26 protein-coding genes are annotated in these 20,454 nt (G+C 33.8%); 25 read left to right on the top strand and 1 reads right to left on the bottom strand.

Annotated features, from left to right (window positions below; translation table 11 throughout):
• The first annotated feature begins 55 nt into the window (after positions 1-55).
• Together LUU93_RS06400 and lpdA are read left to right on the top strand one after the other, a co-directional pair.
• The gene (locus LUU93_RS06400; RefSeq protein ID WP_053471817.1) at positions 56-640 is read left to right on the top strand and encodes an NUMOD4 domain-containing protein; all 585 of its coding nucleotides are present in this window, start codon (positions 56-58) and stop codon (positions 638-640) included.
• 463 nt (positions 641-1,103) lie between these two features.
• A complete protein-coding gene (gene lpdA / locus LUU93_RS06395) occupies positions 1,104-2,492 on the top strand; it encodes a dihydrolipoyl dehydrogenase (protein ID WP_232679466.1) in 1,389 nt (462 codons plus the stop codon).
• Positions 2,493-2,816: 324 nt separating this feature from the next.
• Here the strand turns inward: lpdA and LUU93_RS06390 are convergent, their stop codons facing one another.
• The gene (locus LUU93_RS06390) at positions 2,817-3,035 is read right to left on the bottom strand and encodes a helix-turn-helix domain-containing protein (RefSeq protein ID WP_232679464.1); all 219 of its coding nucleotides are present in this window, start codon (positions 3,033-3,035) and stop codon (positions 2,817-2,819) included.
• A gap of 694 nt (positions 3,036-3,729) precedes the next feature.
• Here LUU93_RS06390 and LUU93_RS06385 point away from each other — a divergent pair.
• From LUU93_RS06385 to LUU93_RS06270, 23 genes are all read left to right on the top strand, one after another.
• Complete coding sequence (locus tag LUU93_RS06385; RefSeq protein WP_232679462.1) at positions 3,730-4,683, top strand: SPFH domain-containing protein; 954 nt, start codon at positions 3,730-3,732, stop codon at positions 4,681-4,683.
• The gene (locus tag LUU93_RS06380) at positions 4,683-4,925 is read left to right on the top strand and encodes a hypothetical protein (RefSeq protein ID WP_232679460.1); all 243 of its coding nucleotides are present in this window, start codon (positions 4,683-4,685) and stop codon (positions 4,923-4,925) included. The genes LUU93_RS06385 and LUU93_RS06380 overlap by 1 nt, the downstream gene beginning before the upstream one ends.
• Before the next feature lie 14 nt (positions 4,926-4,939).
• Complete coding sequence (locus LUU93_RS06375; protein WP_232679459.1) at positions 4,940-5,875, top strand: hypothetical protein; 936 nt, start codon at positions 4,940-4,942, stop codon at positions 5,873-5,875.
• Positions 5,876-5,899: 24 nt separating this feature from the next.
• Positions 5,900-6,862, top strand: coding sequence for a DUF6620 family protein (locus LUU93_RS06370; RefSeq protein WP_073484915.1), 963 nt, complete (start codon positions 5,900-5,902; stop codon positions 6,860-6,862).
• A gap of 107 nt (positions 6,863-6,969) precedes the next feature.
• The gene (locus LUU93_RS06365) at positions 6,970-7,716 is read left to right on the top strand and encodes a DUF2314 domain-containing protein (protein WP_232679457.1); all 747 of its coding nucleotides are present in this window, start codon (positions 6,970-6,972) and stop codon (positions 7,714-7,716) included.
• A 127-nt stretch (positions 7,717-7,843) separates the two neighbouring features.
• Entirely contained in the window at positions 7,844-8,356 is a 513-nt protein-coding gene (locus tag LUU93_RS06360) for a TPM domain-containing protein (RefSeq protein WP_232679455.1), read from the top strand.
• 59 nt (positions 8,357-8,415) lie between these two features.
• Positions 8,416-9,063 carry a suppressor of fused domain protein gene (locus LUU93_RS06355; protein WP_232679453.1) on the top strand — a complete coding sequence of 216 codons (648 nt, stop codon included), beginning with the start codon at positions 8,416-8,418 and terminating at the stop codon, positions 9,061-9,063.
• 111 nt (positions 9,064-9,174) lie between these two features.
• Positions 9,175-10,077 carry an arginase family protein gene (locus tag LUU93_RS06350; protein WP_232679451.1) on the top strand — a complete coding sequence of 301 codons (903 nt, stop codon included), beginning with the start codon at positions 9,175-9,177 and terminating at the stop codon, positions 10,075-10,077.
• Between the two features lie 74 nt (positions 10,078-10,151).
• Complete coding sequence (locus LUU93_RS06345; RefSeq protein WP_232679449.1) at positions 10,152-10,583, top strand: GNAT family N-acetyltransferase; 432 nt, start codon at positions 10,152-10,154, stop codon at positions 10,581-10,583.
• Positions 10,584-10,598: 15 nt separating this feature from the next.
• Positions 10,599-10,988 carry a DUF1801 domain-containing protein gene (locus LUU93_RS06340; protein ID WP_232679447.1) on the top strand — a complete coding sequence of 130 codons (390 nt, stop codon included), beginning with the start codon at positions 10,599-10,601 and terminating at the stop codon, positions 10,986-10,988.
• 85 nt (positions 10,989-11,073) lie between these two features.
• Positions 11,074-11,484: a hypothetical protein gene (locus LUU93_RS06335; RefSeq protein WP_232679445.1), complete on the top strand. Its 411-nt coding sequence runs from the start codon at positions 11,074-11,076 to the stop codon at positions 11,482-11,484.
• Between the two features lie 120 nt (positions 11,485-11,604).
• Positions 11,605-12,213: an NAD(P)H-dependent oxidoreductase gene (locus tag LUU93_RS06330; protein WP_232679443.1), complete on the top strand. Its 609-nt coding sequence runs from the start codon at positions 11,605-11,607 to the stop codon at positions 12,211-12,213.
• A 37-nt stretch (positions 12,214-12,250) separates the two neighbouring features.
• On the top strand, positions 12,251-12,589 hold the full coding sequence (locus LUU93_RS06325; RefSeq protein WP_232679440.1) for a nuclear transport factor 2 family protein: 339 nt from the start codon (positions 12,251-12,253) through the stop codon (positions 12,587-12,589).
• Between the two features lie 189 nt (positions 12,590-12,778).
• Positions 12,779-13,264 carry an SRPBCC family protein gene (locus tag LUU93_RS06320; protein ID WP_232679439.1) on the top strand — a complete coding sequence of 162 codons (486 nt, stop codon included), beginning with the start codon at positions 12,779-12,781 and terminating at the stop codon, positions 13,262-13,264.
• A gap of 328 nt (positions 13,265-13,592) precedes the next feature.
• Positions 13,593-14,024, top strand: a complete 432-nt coding sequence (locus tag LUU93_RS06310; RefSeq protein WP_232679437.1) for a hypothetical protein — start codon at positions 13,593-13,595, stop codon at positions 14,022-14,024.
• The gene (locus tag LUU93_RS06305; RefSeq protein ID WP_232679435.1) at positions 14,024-14,704 is read left to right on the top strand and encodes an aspartate/glutamate racemase family protein; all 681 of its coding nucleotides are present in this window, start codon (positions 14,024-14,026) and stop codon (positions 14,702-14,704) included. The genes LUU93_RS06310 and LUU93_RS06305 overlap by 1 nt, the downstream gene beginning before the upstream one ends.
• 82 nt (positions 14,705-14,786) lie before the next feature.
• Entirely contained in the window at positions 14,787-15,155 is a 369-nt protein-coding gene (locus LUU93_RS06300) for a nuclear transport factor 2 family protein (protein WP_232679434.1), read from the top strand.
• Between the two features lie 59 nt (positions 15,156-15,214).
• A complete protein-coding gene (locus tag LUU93_RS06295) occupies positions 15,215-16,285 on the top strand; it encodes a serine hydrolase domain-containing protein (RefSeq protein ID WP_232679432.1) in 1,071 nt (356 codons plus the stop codon).
• Positions 16,272-16,694, top strand: coding sequence for a DUF1801 domain-containing protein (locus LUU93_RS06290; protein ID WP_232679430.1), 423 nt, complete (start codon positions 16,272-16,274; stop codon positions 16,692-16,694). The genes LUU93_RS06295 and LUU93_RS06290 overlap by 14 nt, the downstream gene beginning before the upstream one ends.
• Before the next feature lie 2 nt (positions 16,695-16,696).
• A complete protein-coding gene (locus LUU93_RS06285; RefSeq protein ID WP_232679428.1) occupies positions 16,697-17,800 on the top strand; it encodes an MBL fold metallo-hydrolase in 1,104 nt (367 codons plus the stop codon).
• 181 nt (positions 17,801-17,981) lie between these two features.
• Complete coding sequence (locus LUU93_RS06280) at positions 17,982-18,518, top strand: GNAT family N-acetyltransferase (protein ID WP_232679426.1); 537 nt, start codon at positions 17,982-17,984, stop codon at positions 18,516-18,518.
• A gap of 18 nt (positions 18,519-18,536) precedes the next feature.
• Complete coding sequence (locus LUU93_RS06275) at positions 18,537-19,661, top strand: lactonase family protein (protein ID WP_232679424.1); 1,125 nt, start codon at positions 18,537-18,539, stop codon at positions 19,659-19,661.
• Positions 19,662-19,884: 223 nt separating this feature from the next.
• Positions 19,885-20,409 carry a GNAT family N-acetyltransferase gene (locus LUU93_RS06270; RefSeq protein WP_232679422.1) on the top strand — a complete coding sequence of 175 codons (525 nt, stop codon included), beginning with the start codon at positions 19,885-19,887 and terminating at the stop codon, positions 20,407-20,409.
• Positions 20,410-20,454 lie beyond the last annotated feature (45 nt).

The raw sequence follows: 20,454 nt of genomic DNA, 5'->3' as shown, positions 1-20,454 counted from the left end.
TCTTCATTTTAGAATTCTTTATCTTTGAGAGACAAAAATTTAAATGAAAAAGAAAATGCCACATAACAGATTTTATCCTAACGAAGAATTCAAAGAAATAGAAATAAACGCATCATTACAACTTAAATACGCAATTTCAAACAGAGGAAGATTAATAAGCTTTACAGACGAAATTGAAAACGGCCGAATCTTAAAAGGCGGCCTAAGCGATGGATATCCTACTTTTAGATTTAAAGTTAAAAAAGATGACAAAATCATCAACAAATATTTATTTCTCTACAAATTAGTTGCCCAATATTTTCTTCCAAAACAATCAGAAGATCAAACCTATGTCCTGCATCTCGATTACAACCGAAGCAATGACGATATCAGCAATTTACGCTGGGCAACAAAACAAGAAATGATGGCGCACAGCCGCAAAAGTCCTCGTGTGATTCAGGCAAAGAAAAACCTGATCGAACACAACTTAAAAGCCGACGGACGAAAATTAACTACCACAAAAGTCATGTTAATCAAAAAAATATTGGCAAGACCAGAACAAAAAACACGTCTTAAAATGATCGCTAAACAATTCGGCGTAAGCGAAATGCAGATTCGCAGAATTGCCAGCGGCGAAAACTGGGGACACGTGAAAGTTTAATGGTTAATTATGAATTATTAATTGAACGATTGTCAGGCTGAGCGAAATCGAAGCCCACACAAAGCCCTTCCACATAGTTCCATAACAACAAAATATATCGCCACAGATTAAACAGATTAAACGGATTTTAAAAAATCTTTTTAATCCTAATAATCTGTGGCTTTATCTTTTTAATAATTTCTGTCACTCTGAGCGAAGTCGAAGAGCTTTTTACAAGCAGCGGGCTTCGACTTCGTTCAGCCTGACAAACGAATCAACATCACACATTTACCTTTATTTCTCTTCTCTTACTTCTTGCTTCTTTCATCTCACAACTAACATCACATATTTTACTTTTTTACATGATACTCTTTTTAAAATAAATCATTAAATTCGCAAGCACAAATAACAAACGAAAAATCGGCAAGTGAGTTTCGGAATCTATAAACCTCATTTTCGATAGTTAATACTAAAAACAAAAAAAATGAAATACGACGTTATTGTTTTAGGAAGTGGTCCTGGAGGATATGTAACAGCAATTAGAGCTTCACAATTAGGCTTTAAAACTGCTGTAGTTGAAAAAGAAAACCTTGGTGGTGTATGTTTAAACTGGGGATGTATCCCAACAAAAGCATTACTAAAATCAGCTCAGGTTTTTGATTATTTAAAACACGCTTCTGACTACGGATTGAAAGTTTCTGAATTCGATAAAGATTTTCCAGCAGTTATTCAACGCAGCCGCGGTGTTGCCGAAGGAATGAGCAAAGGTGTTCAATTCTTAATGAAAAAAAACAAAATTGACGTTATCGAAGGTTTTGGAAAACTAAAACCAGGAAAAAAACTTGACGTTACAGATAAAGATAATAAAGTTACAGAATATAGCGCTGATCACATCATCATTGCAACCGGAGCTCGCTCTCGTGAGTTACCAAACTTACCGCAAGATGGTGTAAAAGTAATTGGTTACCGTCAGGCAATGACATTACCAACACAGCCAAAATCTATGATTATCGTAGGTTCTGGAGCAATTGGAGTTGAATTTGCTCACTTCTACAACTCAATGGGAACAGATGTTACTATTGTAGAATTTATGCCAAACGTGGTTCCTGTAGAAGACGAAGATATCTCAAAACAATTTGAGCGTTCTTTGAAAAAAGCCGGAATTAAAGTTATGACAAACTCATCTGTTGAGCGTATCGACACAACCGGTGCAGGAGTTAAAGCATTTGTTAAAACTGCAAAAGGAGAAGAAGTTCTTGAAGCTGACATCGTACTTTCGGCAGTTGGAATCAAAACAAACATTGAAAATATTGGTTTAGAAGAAGTTGGAATCGCTGTTGACAGAGATAAAATCTTAGTAAACGCTTACAACGAAACCAACATTCCGGGATACTACGCAATTGGAGACGTTACTCCGGGTCAGGCTTTAGCTCACGTAGCTTCTGCAGAAGGAATTAACTGTGTAGAAAAAATTAAAGGTCTTCACGTACAGCCAATCGATTACGGAAATGTTCCGGGTTGTACTTACGCAACTCCAGAAATCGCTTCTGTAGGTTTAACTGAAAAACAAGCAAAAGAAAAAGGTTACGAATTAAAAATTGGTAAATTCCCATTCTCAGCTTCAGGAAAGGCTAAAGCTGCCGGAACTCCAGACGGATTCGTAAAAGTAATTTTCGATGCTAAATACGGAGAATGGTTAGGATGCCACATGATTGGCGCTGGTGTTACTGATATGATTGCTGAGGCAGTTGTAGCTCGTAAACTAGAAACTACAGGTCATGAAATCCTTAAATCTATCCACCCTCATCCAACAATGAGCGAGGCAGTTATGGAAGCTGTTGCTGATGCTTACGGCGAAGTAATTCACTTGTAAAAATATACCGTTTTACGGTCATATATAATTTTCAATTTAAAAATCCGATTTGTGAAAGCAGATCGGATTTTTTATTTTGTCATTTCGATCCCGAAACTTCGGGAGAGAAATCGCACTCATATATCCACAAAGAAGTTCCACAAAGCAAATCCCCAATCTTTGTCTTAAAATCTGATTAGTAAAAATAAGTCGTTTTATTATGGCGTGTCCCTCCGGGTCAGGCTGTCCGCTGTATCTTTTATGGCGAACCCCGCCATAAAAGGATGCCGCTCCCATCCTTCACGCACAGTAGTTTTCAAAAGATAAATAATAAATTATAGGCAATTATGATACATCAACCAGTTTTGATAGAGAAATATCCAAAGCTGTTGCAACTTGAAACAAAGTATAAATTGTCGTATTCAATTTTCCGTTTTCAAGTCTTTCTATAGATTGACGGTCTTTTTTACATGCGCGAGCTAAGTCAGATTGATTCCAACCCTTCTCTTTTCGAAGTTCGACAATTCGTTGACCTATTTTTTCTTTTAATTGATCTTGTGTCATAAAACAAATGTCAAACAATTTATTTAAAATTTTGTCATCATATATGTTGACAAAATGAGTTTTTCATATATCTTTGTAAGATAATTACAGGTAAAATAGAATTTAAAGAAACTAATAGCTTAGTTTTTGTCATTTCGACCGAAGGGAGAAATCGCACAAGAAACTCCACAAAGCAAGTCGCCAATCTTTATCGATTCACGAGTGCGATTTCTCCCTTCGGTCGAAATGACAATACTTTGTCTTAAAAAAATAACAACAATGAACAACGAGAGAAAACTTAAAATTCACACCAAATTTCAAAAAAGAACACACAAAGACATTACAATTCCATCAATAAAACTGGAAGGCAAATGACTTGAAAAACTTGGATTTAAAAAAGGTGAAATTGTAATTATCGAACAAAAGAAAAACAGACTTATCATTACTAATGAAAAAAACAAAAATTAACACACAGTTTGTCATTCCGAGGAACGAGGAATCGCACTCGTAAATCCATAAAGAAACTCTACAAAGTAAATCACCAATCTTTGTCGATATAAGTATGCGATTTCTCCCTTCGGTCGAAATTGACAATACTTTGACAAATATTATAAACTTTAAAATTTATAAATAAAAATTTGTTAAAAACTTGACATAAAAAAAACATTGAAGTCGTCTTATAATTCTTATTTTTATTCTTTATAAATAAGATTTTATGAAATTACCTTTTATAGAAATAATCGAAGCCACAACGAGTGATCCTAATTTACTAATGTGGAAATTTTATGATGAAGATAAAGAAATCAAAAACGGAGCAAAACTAACCGTTCGCGAAAGCCAGCAGGTAATGCTTTTAAACGAAGGCCAGCTTGCCGATGTTTACGAACCTGGCCTTCATACTTTGTCTACAGAAAATATTCCGGTTTTAAGCAAACTGAAAGGCTGGAAATACGGTTTTGAAAGTCCGTTTAAAGTCGATGTTTATTTTTTCAACACCCATCAATTCATCAATAATAAATGGGGAACTCCTGCTCCTATTCTATTGAACGATCCACAATTCGGGCAAATCAGAATTCGCGCTTTTGGAAGTTTCGATATTCAAATTGTCGACGTTGCCAAATTCTTCCGTCAGTATGCGGGAACCTATCAGCAGCTTACCATTTTTGAATTGCAAAACCAGTTACGTGATTTCGTTGCTCCAAAATTTGGAGAAGTTCTCGCCAATGAAAATATTACTGTAACAGACGTTGCCGGAAATATTACCCAATTAGGTAAAAAAATCGAACCGTATCTAAAACCTTATTTCCTTCAATTCGGAATTGAATTAACGCAGTTTGTAATCACCAGCGTTACATTACCCGAAGAAGTTACGGCACACTACGATAAAATCACCAATATGAATATGGTAACTGATATGGATAAATTTACCAAATTCAATACCGCAACTGCTATTGGAGATAAAGGAACAGCACTTCACGATGCAACCCAAAACGCATTGAGTATGGGAATTCTTCTAAATCAATTACAGCAGAATAAAGAAACCCAAAAAGAAGAAGTAAAAGACGATTTAACGTCTAAACTTCAAAAACTAAAATCTTTATTTGATGCCGGTTTAATCGACGAAGATGAATTTAAAACAAAGAAATCTGAATTATTAAGCCAATTATAATGGAAGAGAAAAAAGTCAATTCGTTTTTAGACAGACTAAAACAAAAAGCTCAAAACCAAACTAATTATGGCGGTGAAATGGAAATCAGCGACGCAAAAATGAATGCAAAAGACTGTCCAAATTGCGGCGCCGGACGAGCAAAACAAGATGGTGTAACACATTGTGCTTATTGCGGATTTGAATTTATAACCGTAAAACTTACTGACGGAGTTTATATTAAAAAAGAAGATAATTCAATTTAAAAAATAAAATTAACGTGTTCGGATTATTCAATAAACAAAAAAACGAAGAAAACCTTCCGGAATGGTATGCAGAACTTCAGGAATCACAACAAAGATGGTTTACCTTCTTAGAAAAACTTGAAGCAAAAATGGAAGAATTTGCAGCCGCAGCCATTCCGGAACTTAAAGAAATTTTACAAAGCGATGACGATTTGTACAAAAGAACTTTCCACAGGGTTTATTCTGGCGTAAACGGTCAATTATCAAACATAAGAGAAAAAGCCCGGGATACTTACGACGAAAAAATTCTGGATGTTTACCAAAATTATAATTCGCAGATTTCGGTTTTAAGCAGACATCATAACCTGGTTTCTGATTTCAGAACCGCTTGTTCTGATCGTTACTACGATTTTGACAATCAATACGAATATTGGAGAAAACAGATCGAAAAAACACAGGAAAGAGATCTTGAAATCGAATATCAAAAAATCCTCGATGAATTTGATGCCATCAAAAATAAATTCAGCTGTACACAATGCGGAGGAAGCATCGAAATCGAAAAAATCTTTTTAATCGAAACCTATATTTCATGTCCGTATTGTAAAACGCAAAACACGTTTGCGCCAAGCACACAAGGCAGAAATTTGCAAAACATTGCACGCGGACTTGCTGAACAAAGAACAGCACACTTATACGAAGCTTTTGAAACGGAGGATAAAAAAGAGCGGGAATTATATCATCAGCGACATGAATTAAGTTTGAGCAAAATACATGAATCAGATAAAAAAGTGCTGAATGAAATTCAGGCAAAAATGGATGATCTCGAAGAACAAAGGCAATTTGTTATCAAAAATGCTCCAAAATTATATCAGGTTTATCTGCGCGCCATGTATGACGAGTGGAATAAAATTACGCCCGATTTAAAAGAGCACAACGAAAAAATGTATCAGAATCAGGTACACAATAAATAATTATTAATCCTTAAAAATCAACAAATGTTTAAGAAACTTTTTGGAGCTCTAACTGGAGACAGTAAACAGGAAAATCAAAATTTTGAGCAGGCACAAACATCAAACGAAAACTATGAAGATAATTACAGAAATGATTATCAGGAAGTAGAATACGATCCAGAAACTTTGCACGGAACGCATTATAATGTTGATGATTTTGATGCCGAAGTAGCAGAAAGAGCCGAAGCATGGATTGCTGACCAACGCGCAAGTGGTGAAAACCTTGAAGAAAAAGATATTAAAGGCATATATTTTAGTTACAGAAGAGAAATTTACACCGAATGGAATAATTGCGATTCTGACCAAATGATACGATTTGAACATGCTAATTCATTAAAATATACCGGAATTCAAACTTCAGGATTCATAAAGGTTGAAGAAAATAATCCGTTTCTTGAGCCTGTACACGGCGTAGATTTAAGAACGTATACCGCAATGTGCCTTAAAATAAGTGCCGGAATCGATTATCAGGAAGTTTGCAAAGCAATGGGCTTCGAATCTGTAATTTGGGAAGAGTTAAACACAATCTGGCCCCAGCGTATGGGCGAAGACACTTCATTTACGGTTACAACTTTGTTCGGGCAGTATTATGCAGAAAATGTAACAGTTCCGCAATTAGAAAACCTAAAAGCAGAAATTTCTGAAGAAGGAGCAGCAAATCTTGAAAGAATCAAAACAGACCGTTATTTCTACGAAGAACTTGCCGGAGCGAGACAAGCTGCATACGAATACGGAATCGATGGCGCGCAATGGATTTTAGAAACTTTCGGGATCAACCTTGCTGATTTCCAATCTGCAGCAATGCAGTGGATGACAGAGCAAAATCAAAACTGGAATTCTGAAAATATCACAGAATTCCATGATTATCAACAAGCAAAACAAAAAGAATATGCCGCAAAATTTGCTGCAGAACAAGGCGGCAATATCGCAGACGATGTAAATTTCTAAGTTCGGTTTCTTTAAATAGTAAAAAACCGATTTGTAAACAGATCGGTTTTTTATTCGTTTAGACTTAAACAGAAATTTCAAAAATTACTTCATAAAAATAATATATAATGGAAAACACACCCATTTTCTTTGCCGATGGAGAAAATCCAAAAATGATTGAAGCGTTCAAAAAAGCGCAGGCTACCTTTAAATATTTCTGGAGAGAATTATCCTGGGAATATCGCAGAATAATTCCCGGACTTGATGTTGCCTGTGTTAAACTGGCTTTCACTCAGGAAATAAATGGAGAAACTTTAGTTGAACACATGTGGATTAATGATGTTAATTTTGATGGTGAAACTATTTATGGTGTTCTAGTTAATCAGCCAAATGAATTAACGAATGTAAATAACGGAGATGAAATACAAATTCCAATCAATCAAATCAGTGACTGGTTATTTGCAGCTGGAGGAAAAACCTACGGAGGTTATACTATTCATGCAATGCGTTCAGAAATGAGCGATAACGAAAGAGAAGATCACGACGAAGCCTGGGGATTAGATTTTGGAGATTTCAACGATATTTTTGTCGTTTCTGATCAAAAAGAAAAACCTGAAAATCTTATAGAACATCCTATGAGTAAAAACATGAAAGACAGTCTTATTGATTTTGTAAAAAATAATCCCGAAGAAATAACTGCAAAAGATGAATTAGGTTATACCTTTTTACATAGAGAAGCAATCGCAGGAAATCTCACTTCAATTCAGGTATTATTAGAATCAGGAGCAGATAAAAATGAAAAAACTGCCAGCGGCAAAACAGCACTAGATTTTGCAAAACAATTAAATTGGGAGCATTTAATTCCCTTATTATAATATTTTCATTTAAGATCCGATTTGCTAAACAAATCGGATTTTTTGGTTAATAAATAACCCGTTTATCTTTTTATCGTAAACCAATAAAGTGGTATTTTCGCAGCACCAAATCTAATCTTCGCATGCGATGAAAAAAATATCCTTCATAATTATAATAATCTTGTTTCCAGCAAGTATATTATTTTCTCAAACAAAAAAAGAAAATACTGTTCCAGACCCTCAAAGCGTTTTTTCAAGATCTTACGATTATGTAAATGACTTCGAAAAAATCTTAAGTCCTGATCAAATTACAACATTAAGTAATACCTTAAAAGCATTCGAAAAACAGTTTCTTTACAAAATTACGATTGTAACAACCCCATCAATACAGCCTTATACTTCTTTCCCTGATTATGCTTTAGAATTAGACCGATATTTGTCAAAAGATCCAAAACTAGATCCCACTATTTTAATTGTAGTAAGCAGAGAAATAAGACAAATTCAGGTTCAAAGCATTGACCTTATCCGCTATAAATTAAGCGATAACGACACGCAGAATATTATAACAACTTATGCCGTGCCCGAATTTAAAAAAGGAGATTATGGTAAAGGTTTAGAACTTGCCGTTGATCAGTTTATGAATAAATTAAAAACATATTAATTTATTCTTTACACCTAAAATCTTATATTGTATTCGTTTTAATCATAAAAAGAAAAGTTATGACATTAGAAGAATATAAAAAACAATTTTCAGAAGATGATGCCGTAGGCTGGCTTGAAATTGATAACGAATTTGAACGTCTTTATCCAAATCAGGAACCCAAACATTTTGCACCAGCTATAAGTTATATGCTTGGCGGAGAATATCCGCTGGACGGCGTAAGTATTTATGACAGCAAAAAACAAACAGATCATTTTCACTTTGTAACTTACGGTTTTTCTGAATTATATTATAACGAAGAAAAAGTTGACGGCGAATTCAGCAAATGGGGATTTGAACTTACTTTTAGATTAAAACCATTCGAAGCTGATAACGGAAACCCAAGCTGGGCAGTGACACTTTTGCAAAATATAGCCAAATATGTTTTTGACAGCGGCAACTGGTTTGAAGAATTTCATTACATGCCGGCAAACGGCCCAATCAGGCTGGATACTGATACTGAAATTACAGCATTGCTTTTTGTAAACGACCCTGAAATCGAAAAGAAACAAACACCGCATGGAGAAGTTTCATTTCTGCAGATTGTTGGAATTACTTCTGCTGAATACGAAGCTATAAAAGAAAATCCCAGAACGGTCGAAGAATTGGTTAATAAATTAAAAGAAAACAATCCGTTATTAATTACTGACTTAACGAGAAAATCATAAAATATCAAAAATCCGATTGGTGAAAACAGGTCGGATTTTTTGGTTTAGGCATGTTAAAAATAACTTACAGCAGCATTAATTTTAATAACTTTATCCGTAAATAATAGCGCTATGAAAGAAATATGCATTGTTGAATTCACTTCTAATTTAGGCTTAAAAGAACCGCAGACAGGAAAAGAACCAGGCGTAAATCGTTTGCCGGATTGGTTATGGAAACATAATCTGCATAGAACAATTAATCCAAAAAATATCATAAGGGTCGATCCGCCAAAATATTCAAATTCTAAAGATCCTGAAACCAATATTCTCAACACAGATTCATTAGTTACCTACGCCAGAGAGCAAGCCTATTTAATAAACAATTTATTGAGTGCCAATAAATTTCCGTTTGTATTGGGCGGCGACTGCAGCATTCTTTTAGGATCGGCAATGGCTTTAAAGCAAAAAGGCAATTACGGATTATTTTACCTCGACGGCCATACCGATTTTATGGATATTTCTTTATCTGAAACCGGCGGCGCTGGCGGCATGGCAGCTTCAATTGTTACCGGAAACGGGCATCAAAAATTAACCAATATCCTCAATTTATCTCCTTATATAAAAGAAGAAAACCTTTGGTGTGTAGGCAATCGCGAATACGATGATGAATACGAAAACGAAATCAGAAAATCTTCGGCAACATACATAAGCCTTCAGCAACTGCGAAAACAAGGCATTGCTAGTTGCATAAAAACATTTCTTTCAGAAGTTGAAAACAAAAACTTAGATGGTTTCTGGCTTCATATCGATGTCGACGTTCTTAACGATGATATAATGCCCTGCGTAGACAGCAGAACGCCTGACGGTTTAACCTATGAAGAATTTAATGAACTTACCTCCTATTTATTTGAAAGTCAAAAACTAAGCGGACTTGAAATTACGATTCTCGACCCGGATTTAGACGAAACCGGACAGTATACAAAAGATTTTGTTATCAATATTACTACTGCTTTCAATAAACACTTCAATAATTGATTTACAAACATAAACATCAAATATTCAATATTTTAGTATTATTTTTAAAACAAAATACAACAACTTAGAATTTGATGAAAATAGTAGAAATTAGAAAAAGTGATTTTGAAGCTTTAAAAATCCTGTTTTTAAAAGAAAGGCAAAGAACATTTTCGTGGCTTGATACATCAGAATTTAAATTAGATGACTTTGAAAAACATACGCGAGGAGAATATATTTTAACTGCACTCATTAATGATATTCCTGTTGGTTTTATTTCTATTTGGATGCCAAATAATTTTATTCACCATTTGTATGTCGATAAGGAATATCAAGGTCAAAAAATTGGAACCGAATTATTGAAAGCCGCAATTCAAAAAACTAAATTTCCGCTTACTTTAAAATGCTTAGAAAACAATATCAAAGCCGTTGAATTTTATAACAGAAAAGGATTTATTGAAAAAGAAAAAGGACGTTCTGAAAACGGAACATATATTTTATTTGAGCTTACAGAAAACATAAATTAACCAAACTTAAAAACCATGAACCAGGAAATTCAGGCATACAATGATTCACAAAGCGTTGAAGACAAAAAAATATGTAATATTTTAAGTACTGCGATTAATGATTTCCTGCAGGAAGCCGAAAGCAAAATCTGGCACCGGCATCCGGTTTGGTTTTTAGACGGAAATCCCGTTGCCGATTACAGTAAATTAAAAGATTCTGTCAGGCTGCTTTTTTGGAGCGGGCAGTCTTTTGATGAAACAGAACTTCAAAACGAAGGGAGCTTTAAAGCCGCCGAAGTGCGTTATACAAGTGCAGATCAAATCAATATCGACGATCTAAAAAGATGGCTCGGCAAAGCCAGAAACATTCAATGGGATTATAAAAATATCGTGAAACGCAAAGGCGTTTTAATTCGATTAAAATAACTCAAACCATTCTTTTAAAAGACTTTAACGCAACTATTTAACTTTTTTTTCATCTATAAAATAAATTAACCTAAAATTTAAACCGATGAAAAAATATTTACTATTTCTTATTTTCGCTTTATTGATTTCCTGCAATAATGATGACAATTCTTCAGCTAATAATCGCTTAGAAGGCAAATGGAGCTGGATTAAAACATCTGGAGGATTTGGCGGTCCTGGTTATCCGGAAGCATCAAGCCAAAAAATCGTAATTGAAATCTCAAATACTACAATTAAAACCTATGCAAACGGAACTCTGATTAAAGATCAAAAGTATTTTATCCGCACCAAAGAATCAATTTTTGGCGGCAATAAAAAAATGATAGTAATTGATAAAGGCAGTTCTATTACGCAAGAAACTTATATAGACCGATCTTATGAAATTAAAGGTAAAAAATTATTTCTGGCAGAAGAATGTCTGGATTGTTCAACATCTGAATATGACCGAATAAAATAGTAATTGTGAATTGTTAACTCGCAGCTCATAATTAACAATTAACAACTATTTCGTAATTTCGTATTTAAGAGAACTTTAGGTTCTCTTTTTTTATTTAATAATTTTCTAAAACCTTCAAAAATGAATATCTTAATCGTATACTCTCATCCAAGCAAAAAGTCCTATACATTTCAGGTTTTAGAACAATTAAAATCTGCTGTAGTAAAACAAAACTGGAACCTTGAAGTTTCAGATTTATACGCTTCAGATTTTCAAAGTGATATGTCTGAAGAAGAATATGAAAGAGAAGGATTTGCAAAACTCAGTCTTCCAATTTCTAAAGACGTTTTAGCTGAACAGGAAAAAATTGCAAAAGCCGATTGTATTATTTTCCTATATCCCGTTTGGTGGAGCGATTGTCCCGCAAAACTAAAAGGCTGGTTTGACCGCGTTTATTCGGTTGGATATGCTTACGGACAAACCGATGATTTTCCGAAAATGAAGGCAATTCCGTTTGGACTTGTCATTTGCACCGCCGGGCACCCAAATGCTTTTTTAACCGAAATTGGAATGGCACAAAGTATGGAAACCATAATGCTCGAAGATCGTTTGGGGCAGCGCTTTAAAAATAAAGAAATGCTGATTCTGGGCGGGACTTTAGAGCTGGAAAATGTAATGGAAAATCATTTTTTACAGATTAATGAAGCTATAGCGAAGATTAAAAATTATTTGACCAAAACCCAGCAATAAAAATAAGATACCCATATTATAAAAACAATCCCAAATAATGACAATACAAGAAATTATAGACATTCAAATGTTAGCTTTTAATAATAAATCAATACAAGAAATGATGCCGTTGTATAGTGATGAAATAAAAATTTATAATTTTCAAGACCTTACATTAGCAATTAATGGTAAAAAAGAATGCGAAGAAATGTTTATCAACCTTTTTAAACAATCTCCTGCTATATATGCCGAAGTAATAAAAACCATTTTTTTTGATAACAAAGCAATAGTTCATGAATTTGTATCAGGACGAAATGGAGATGATACTAAAAAAGAGCAAGTAGTCATTTTTGAAATAAAAAATGATAAAATAAACAGAATGGATATAATGAGATAATTAGCAAATAAAATAATGCGATAATTGAAAAAAGCAGCGTAAGTATTACCGCAAAGTTTAAATCTAAAATCAACAATCTAAAATCTAAAATCAAGATCTGTCCGAAATCCCCCTTACAATTGTCTTATAAAAACCTAACTTATTGATTTTTAAAGAATAAATTTGATATATATCTTAAAAATCATAAAAATGAGTATGTCAGATTTTACCACAGCAATAATTGTCAATCAGTCACCAAAGGAAGTTTTTAATGCCGTTACCAATGTGCGCGGCTGGTGGTCTGAAGAAATTGAAGGAAGTACAGCGAAACAAAATGATGGATTTAATTACCATTATGAAGATGTTCACCGCTGTAAAATTAAATTGACAGAAGTAATTCCGAATCAGAAAATTGTCTGGCTGGTTGAAGAAAACTACTTTAAATTCACAGAAGACAAAACGGAATGGACAGGAACAAAACCAACTTTTGAAATTACAGAAAAAGACGGAAAAACAGAACTTCGTTTTACACATTTTGGTTTAAATCAAGAATACGAATGTTTTGAAATATGCCGTGACGCCTGGACAACATACATTCAAAAAAGTTTGAAAAATTTAATTGAAACCGGGAAAGGCAGCCCAAATGCAAGCGGAAAACCTCAAACTGAAAACGAAAAGAAACTATCTCAAAACTAAGAGATATATTTAGCCCTCGGATTTTACGGATTAAACGGAGTTTCGCTGTTTATTTTTAAATATGCCACAGATTAGAGGATTAAAAAGATTAAAAAAATTGAGTTAATCTTATAAAATCTGTGGCAAAAAAACTCAGAACCTTAGAATCTTAATCGCTTAGAACCTTAAACTGCATTCGAATTAAGTTTTGAACATCAGTAGTCTTTTAGTAAATTATTTAAAACAAAAACAAGGGTTTCGACTTTAGAATTCAGACAATCTTTTAATTAAAAAATCAGACTAAATAATCTTAATTTTCCTATATTCGTAAGATTAAAAAATTAAAATTATGAATCCCGTTTTAAGGAATATACTGGCTGTTATTGCCGGAATTGTTATTGGAAGTATTGTTAATATGAGTATTATCACAGTAAGTGAATCAATTATTCCGCTTCCGGAAGGAGTCGACAATAAAACAATGGAAGGGATTCAAAAAACGATGCATTTATACGAAGCAAAACATTACCTGTTTCCATTTCTGGCGCATGCAGCCGGGACTTTTTTGGGCGCAGTCACAACCGCTTTAATTGCAGTTAACCATAAAAAGAAATTAGCTCTTGTTATTGGTGCCTTTTTCCTGTTTGGCGGAATTGTAATGGTCTGCTCACTCCCATCGCCAATGTGGTTTACATTTATAGATTTAGTTTTTGCTTATATCCCAATGGCATATCTGGCTTTGAGATTAGTCTGCAAAAAAAATAAACCATCAATAAAAATCTAATGAAAAAAATTGGTCTCGTAGGCGGTATCAGCTGGGTATCGACTATTGATTACTATAAACTAATTAATGAAGGTGTTAATAAAAAATTAGGCGGACTGCAGTTTGCAGAATGTCTCATTTACTCTGTAAACTTTGGTGATATCCAGGAAAAAACATGGCAAAATTCATTTGATATCTTACTAAATGCTTGTCTAAGTTTGAAAAAAAGCGATGTTGAAGCCATAGTATTATGTGCCAACACTGCACATCTTTATGCAGATCAATTAGAGAAAGAAACCGGACTGCCCCTAATACATATTGGAACCGAAACAGCAAAAGCGATTACGCAAAAAAAACTTACTGCAATTGGGCTTCTGGGAACTTCATTTACAATGGAAATGGATTTTTATAAAGACAAATTAAAAAGTTTTGGAATAAATGTCCTTGTCCCTGAAAATCAAGAAACCCGGGATTATATACAGTACGTTTTGAAAGAAGAATTAGGCAGAGGAATTATAAATCAGGATTCAAAACAAAAATATATTAAAATTGCAGACGAATTAATTGCACGTGGTGCCGAAGGCATTATTTTGGGCTGTACTGAAATCCCAATGCTTATAGACCAATCTAATTTTTCAGTTCCTGTGTTTGATACCACAAAAATACATGCTGAAGCTATTGTTAATTTCATCCTGTCATAGAAATCAATTAAGATAATAATTTTTATTTGCTTTTTAAGAACGTAATTTTCATAACTTAGTTTGCTGTTTAATCCTTTAAATTATGACTAAGAAAGAAATCGTAGAAAACTTCTTAAAACTTGCTGCAAGCGGATATCCGCATGAAGCTTTTAAGCTTTATGCAGGCGAAAATTTCAGGCATCATAATGTTCATTTTAAAGGTGATGCCCAAACTTTAATGCTGGCAATGGAAGAATCAGCAAGAAAAAATCCAAATAAAATTTTTAAAATTCATCATATCATTGCTGACCACGATCTGGTCGCTGTACATTCGCATTTAAAACAAAATTCAGCTGATTTGGGATTTGTCGTCGTTCACATTTTCAAATTCGAGTCAGGTAAAATTGTCGAACTCTGGGATTTAGGGCAGCCAATTCCGAGTGAAATGATTAATGAAAATGGAATGTTTTGATTAATTGTTAATTATAAATTAATAGCTGAGACTGAAAACTAAAAACTGAAACTAAAAAAATGAACATTAAATACAAAATTCCCGCTTTATTACTTTTGACTTTTCTTTTGTCATACTGCAATTCATCTGCACAAAAAAAAGATGATTATACCGCTAAGATTGACAGTTTGGTTGAACATACAACTTCTCCTATTTTTAATGGTGCTGTTTTGATTTCTAAAAATGGAAAAACATTGTATTCAAAAGCAAAGGGTTTTGCCAATTTTGAAACTAAAAAACCTTTAACAATAAACTCTCAATTTGAAATTATGTCAAACAGCAAGCAAGTCGCTGCGGTTTTACTTTTATTGGAAGTTGAAAAAGGCAAAGTCGATTTACAATCACCAATTAAAAAATATTTTCCTGAATTAACGCAATCCTGGGCAGATTCTGTTACGGTTCATCAGCTTTTAAATCATACACATGGAATTGTCGATTTGCAAAAACCTTTGGCTTTTAAACCCGGAACTCAATTTAGCTACGGAAATTTAAGTTTTAGTCTTACTGGAAAAATTGTTGAATTTACTACCAAAAAAAGTTATGCAGAAGTAGCAAATGCTCTTTTTAAGAAATTAAAAATGAACAATACTTTTTGTTATGCTAAAGATAAAACTCAAAATTTAACTACGGGATATTTTAACTCAAATGGAAAGTTTGAAGCTGTAAAAACTACGCAGATTACACCGCAAAGTTTAGGCGCAGACGGAGTTGTTTCTACCGTAAATGATTTATCGGTTTGGAATAATAATCTTCATAAAGGAAAAATCTTAAAGCCAGAAACGTATCAATTAATGCTGAAATATAATATATTGGCACAGCATAATTTCTTCGGAAAAGCAGATGAAGGTTATGGTTATGGTATTAAAATTATTGAGAAAGAAGCCGTAAAATATATAGGACATACTGGTTTAGGCGACGGGTTTTCATCCGTAAATTTATATTTCCCGGAAAGCGGTGTCAGCTTAATAATTTTAGAAAACCAAATGAACGAAAGCCGCGATTTGTTTTATATTTCTGAATTTAAAATCAAAAATATTCTGCTGAAAAGCGATTTAGTACATCAAAAAATAAAAGGCAATGGCAAAGAATAAAACAACAGCAACTGAAAGCAGTGTTATTGATTTTATAAATGCTGTAGACAGCGAAGCAAAAAGAAATGATGCTTTTGAATTGATAAAAATAATGAAGCAAATTACAGGTTTTGAACCTAAAATGTGGGGGCCAAGTATTATTGGTTTTGGATCTTATCATTACAAATATGCCACAGGACACGAAGGCGACGCACCTTTGGCTGCTTTTTCTCCCAGAAAAACCGCAACAACAGTGTATTTTTATTTATCCGAAGAAAAAAGAGAAGAGCTTTTTTTAAACCTGGGAAAATACAAAGTATCAAAAGCATGTATTTACATCAAGAAATTAGCTGATATCAACATCAAAATCTTAAAAAAGATAATTTTACTTTCGATTAAAGAAGTCCAAAATTTATATCCCTCAAAATAAAAATGATCACATTCTTAATTCTATTATTAGTAATAGTACTTATCACTTATAATTTTTTACAACATCCCAAATTTGGAAAAAAACCATCCGGCGAAAGATTAGCTCTAATTGAAAAGTCGCCTCAGTATAAAAACGGAAAATTCGAAAACCAAAGTTTCACGCCAGACCTTGCTGAAGGTGCCAGCTTAATTGGTGTTTTATTTGAATTCATTTTCAAAAAAGTCGATAGAAAAATTCCAGCCGATTTAATTCCGTCAATCAAATCCAATTTGCATGAACTTCCTCCCGATCAGGATGTTTTAGTTTGGTTTGGGCATTCGTCTTATTATATTCAGCTGGAAGGAAAACGATTTTTAATCGATCCTGTTTTTAGCGGTAACGCCTCTCCAATTTCGGGTACTACAAAATCGTTTAAAGGAACAGATATTTATACGGTTGATGATCTTCCTGAAATCGATTATTTACTGCTTACACACGATCATTACGACCATTTAGATTATGAAACGATTCTCAAATTAAAGCCAAAAACCAAAAAAGTAATCACAGCACTTGGCGTTGGTTCGCATTTTGAGTTTTGGGGGTTTCCAACAGAAAATATTATCGAAAAAGACTGGCACGAAAAAATAGAATTAGACGAAAATCTAACGCTTTATACAACGCCGTCAAGACATTTTTCCGGCAGAAGTTTTAAACGCTGCAATACGCTTTGGACATCTTTTGTTTTAGAAAGCAAAGATTTTAAAATGTATTTGGGCGGAGACAGCGGTTACGATCAGCATTTTGCAGAAATTGGCGAAAAATTTGGCCCTTTTGATATTGCTTTAATCGATAACGGGCAGTACAATAAAAACTGGAAATACATTCATAACATGCCCGAAGATGTTATACAAGCTGTAAAAGATTTAAAAGCAAAAAGACTATTTCCGGTACATTCTTCAAAGTTTTCTTTATCACTGCACTCTTGGGATGAGCCATTGATTAAAGTAACAAAACTGAATGCAGATTCAGCAAATCCAATTCCTTTAATTACACCAATGATTGGAGAATTAGTGGAACTGAAAAATGAAAATCAGGAATTTAAACAATGGTGGAAAGGAGTGAGATAATTGTTAATTGTAAATGGTTAATTATAAATTGCTTTAGTTTGTCATTTCGAGGAACGAGAAATCGCACTAGAAATTCCGTATGCTAAATCGTCAATCTTTGTCGAATTACTTGTGTGATTTCTCGTTCCTCGAAATGACAAGATTCGCAAAAAACTGTGACTGTGACTGAAAACTAAAAAAAATGAATACTTCAAAATATATAATTCGAAACGCTTTTCCTTCAGAATTTGAAGAAATCGGAAAACTTTTAATTCGTGTTTACTCGCAATTAGAGGGTTTTCCAAAAGAAAACGAACAACCCGTTTATTATAAAATGCTGGCTAATATTGGTGATTTTACCAATCATCAGGAAACAGAACTTTTAGCGGCTGTTGACGACAACAATACTATTCTTGGAGCGGTTGTATTTTTTAATGATATGCAGTATTATGGTTCTGGCGGAACTGCTACTCAGGAAAAAAACTCAGCAGGATTTCGATTATTGGGTGTTGACAATATTGCACGCGGAAAAGGAATTGGTAAACTGCTGACATTAGCATGTATCAAAAAAGCGGCTGAAAACAATCAGAAACAGCTTATTATCCATTCAACACTTGTCATGAAAACAGCATGGAAAATGTATGAGAAACTAGGTTTTAAAAGATCTGAAGATTTAGATTTCATGCAGGGCGAACTAGCGGTATTTGGTTTTAGACTGCCACTCATTTCACAAATTTAACATCTTAAAAACAAAGCCTTGAAGCAAAAAATAACCTTCCTAACAACTGTATTCCTGATAACATGCAGCATGTTTTCTCAAAATACCTATGTGTTTTTAGGATCATACAATCGAAATAAAACTGCAGAAGCGATTCAGATATATCAATTAGATACTTTAAACGGAAAACTGATCAAAATAGCCTCGGTAAAAAACATTATAAATCCTTCGTATTTGACTGTTTCGCCAAACGGAAAATATGTTTATGCCTGCACCGATACCAAAACACCAAATGCCGGAAGCGTAAGCAGTTTTGAATTTAATCCCGAAAATAAAAGTCTGACTTTTTTAAACAGCCAGAGAAGCGGCGGCGAAAATCCAGTTTATGTTACGGTTCATAAAAGCGGAAAATGGATTGCAAATGCTAATTATACAGAAGGAAGTGTTTCAGTTTATCCTCTTTTAGAAAACGGAAAAATCGATTCAATTGCACAAAATTTTCAATATACAGACGGAAGTATACACAAGGAAAGGCAAACAAGATCTCATGTTCATTCGGCAGTTTTTTCGCCTCAATTCGATTATCTATTTTTACCCGATTTAGGCGCCGATAAAATTCGCTGTTATGCCTTTGATGAAAATAAAAAACAGCCTTTAACCGAAGCTCAATCTCCATTTACAAAAACTGATTTAGAGGCCGGACCTAGACATTTTACTTTTCATCCCAATCAAAAATTTGGTTATTGTATTGAAGAAATGGCGGGGCAGATAAGTGTTTATAATTATGAAAATGGAGTTTTAAATAAAATCCAGCGCATTGCGACGCATATGGATAAAATAAAAGAAGGTTTTGAAAGTTCTGATATTCATATTTCGCCAGACGGAAAGTTTCTGTATGCCGCAAATCGAGGGAAAGAAAATAACATTGCTATCTTTTCAATTAACGAAAATGGATTATTGAAAAACGTAGGTTATCAATCTACTTTAGGTAAACATCCGAGAGTTTTTGCCATTGACGAAACCGGAAAATTTTTAGTTGCCACTAATGTAAATACCGGAAATATTATTGTTTTTAGAAGAAATCCTAAAACAGGATTATTGAAGAAAACCGGAAAAGAAATTAAAATGGAAAACGTTTCGTGTGTACAGATTAGACAGATTTGATGGCTTAATGGCACACGGATTTTACTGATTGAAACGGGTTTACGCAGCTTTTTGTCATTTCGACTGAAAGGAGAAATCGCACAAGTAATTCCGCAACGAGAACCGCCAATCTTTGTCGATTTACGAGTGCGATTTCTCCTTTCAGTCGAAATGACAAAAAAAATCCTTTTTAATCCTTTTAATCTGTGGTAAAAAAAGAACTAACCATAAAAAACGCTATAAAATGACATTATCAAATTTCAACTTACAGCCCGATTTTTTAGAAGACCAAATTGTAAAATTGATTCCTCTTGAGGAAAATCATTTTGAAGAACTTTATAAAGCTGCTTCAGATCCTTTAATTTGGGAACAGCACCCAATGAAAGACCGCTATAAAAAAGATGTTTTTAAAACTTTTTTTGAAACTGCAATAGATTCAAAAGGTTCGTTTTTAATTCTGGATAAACATACCAATGAAATTATGGGAACCACGCGTTATTACGATTATAATCCCGAAAAATCGAGTGTTGCCATTGGATATACTTTTCTATCCAGAAAATACTGGAGCGGCCCGTATAATAAATCCTGCAAAAAGTTATTGATCGATTACGCCTTTCAGTATGTTGATTCAATACTTTTTCATATTGGAGCAGAGAATTTCCGTTCGCAAAAAGCTGTTTTAAAACTTGGTGCAGAAAAAGTAAATACTATGGTTTTTACGAATAATGGTGTAAGTCTGCCGCACTTTGAATATGAACTGAAAAAGTAATAGTTTGCAGTCGCAGTTTTCAGTGACAGTTTTACAAGTATTTTT

Origin of the sequence: Flavobacterium soyae (assembly GCF_021245985.1) — a bacterium.
In the GTDB taxonomy this organism is placed as follows: domain Bacteria; phylum Bacteroidota; class Bacteroidia; order Flavobacteriales; family Flavobacteriaceae; genus Flavobacterium; species Flavobacterium soyae.
The sequence above is the reverse complement of the archived record's forward strand: the minus strand, read 5'-3'. Positions and strand labels throughout refer to the sequence as shown.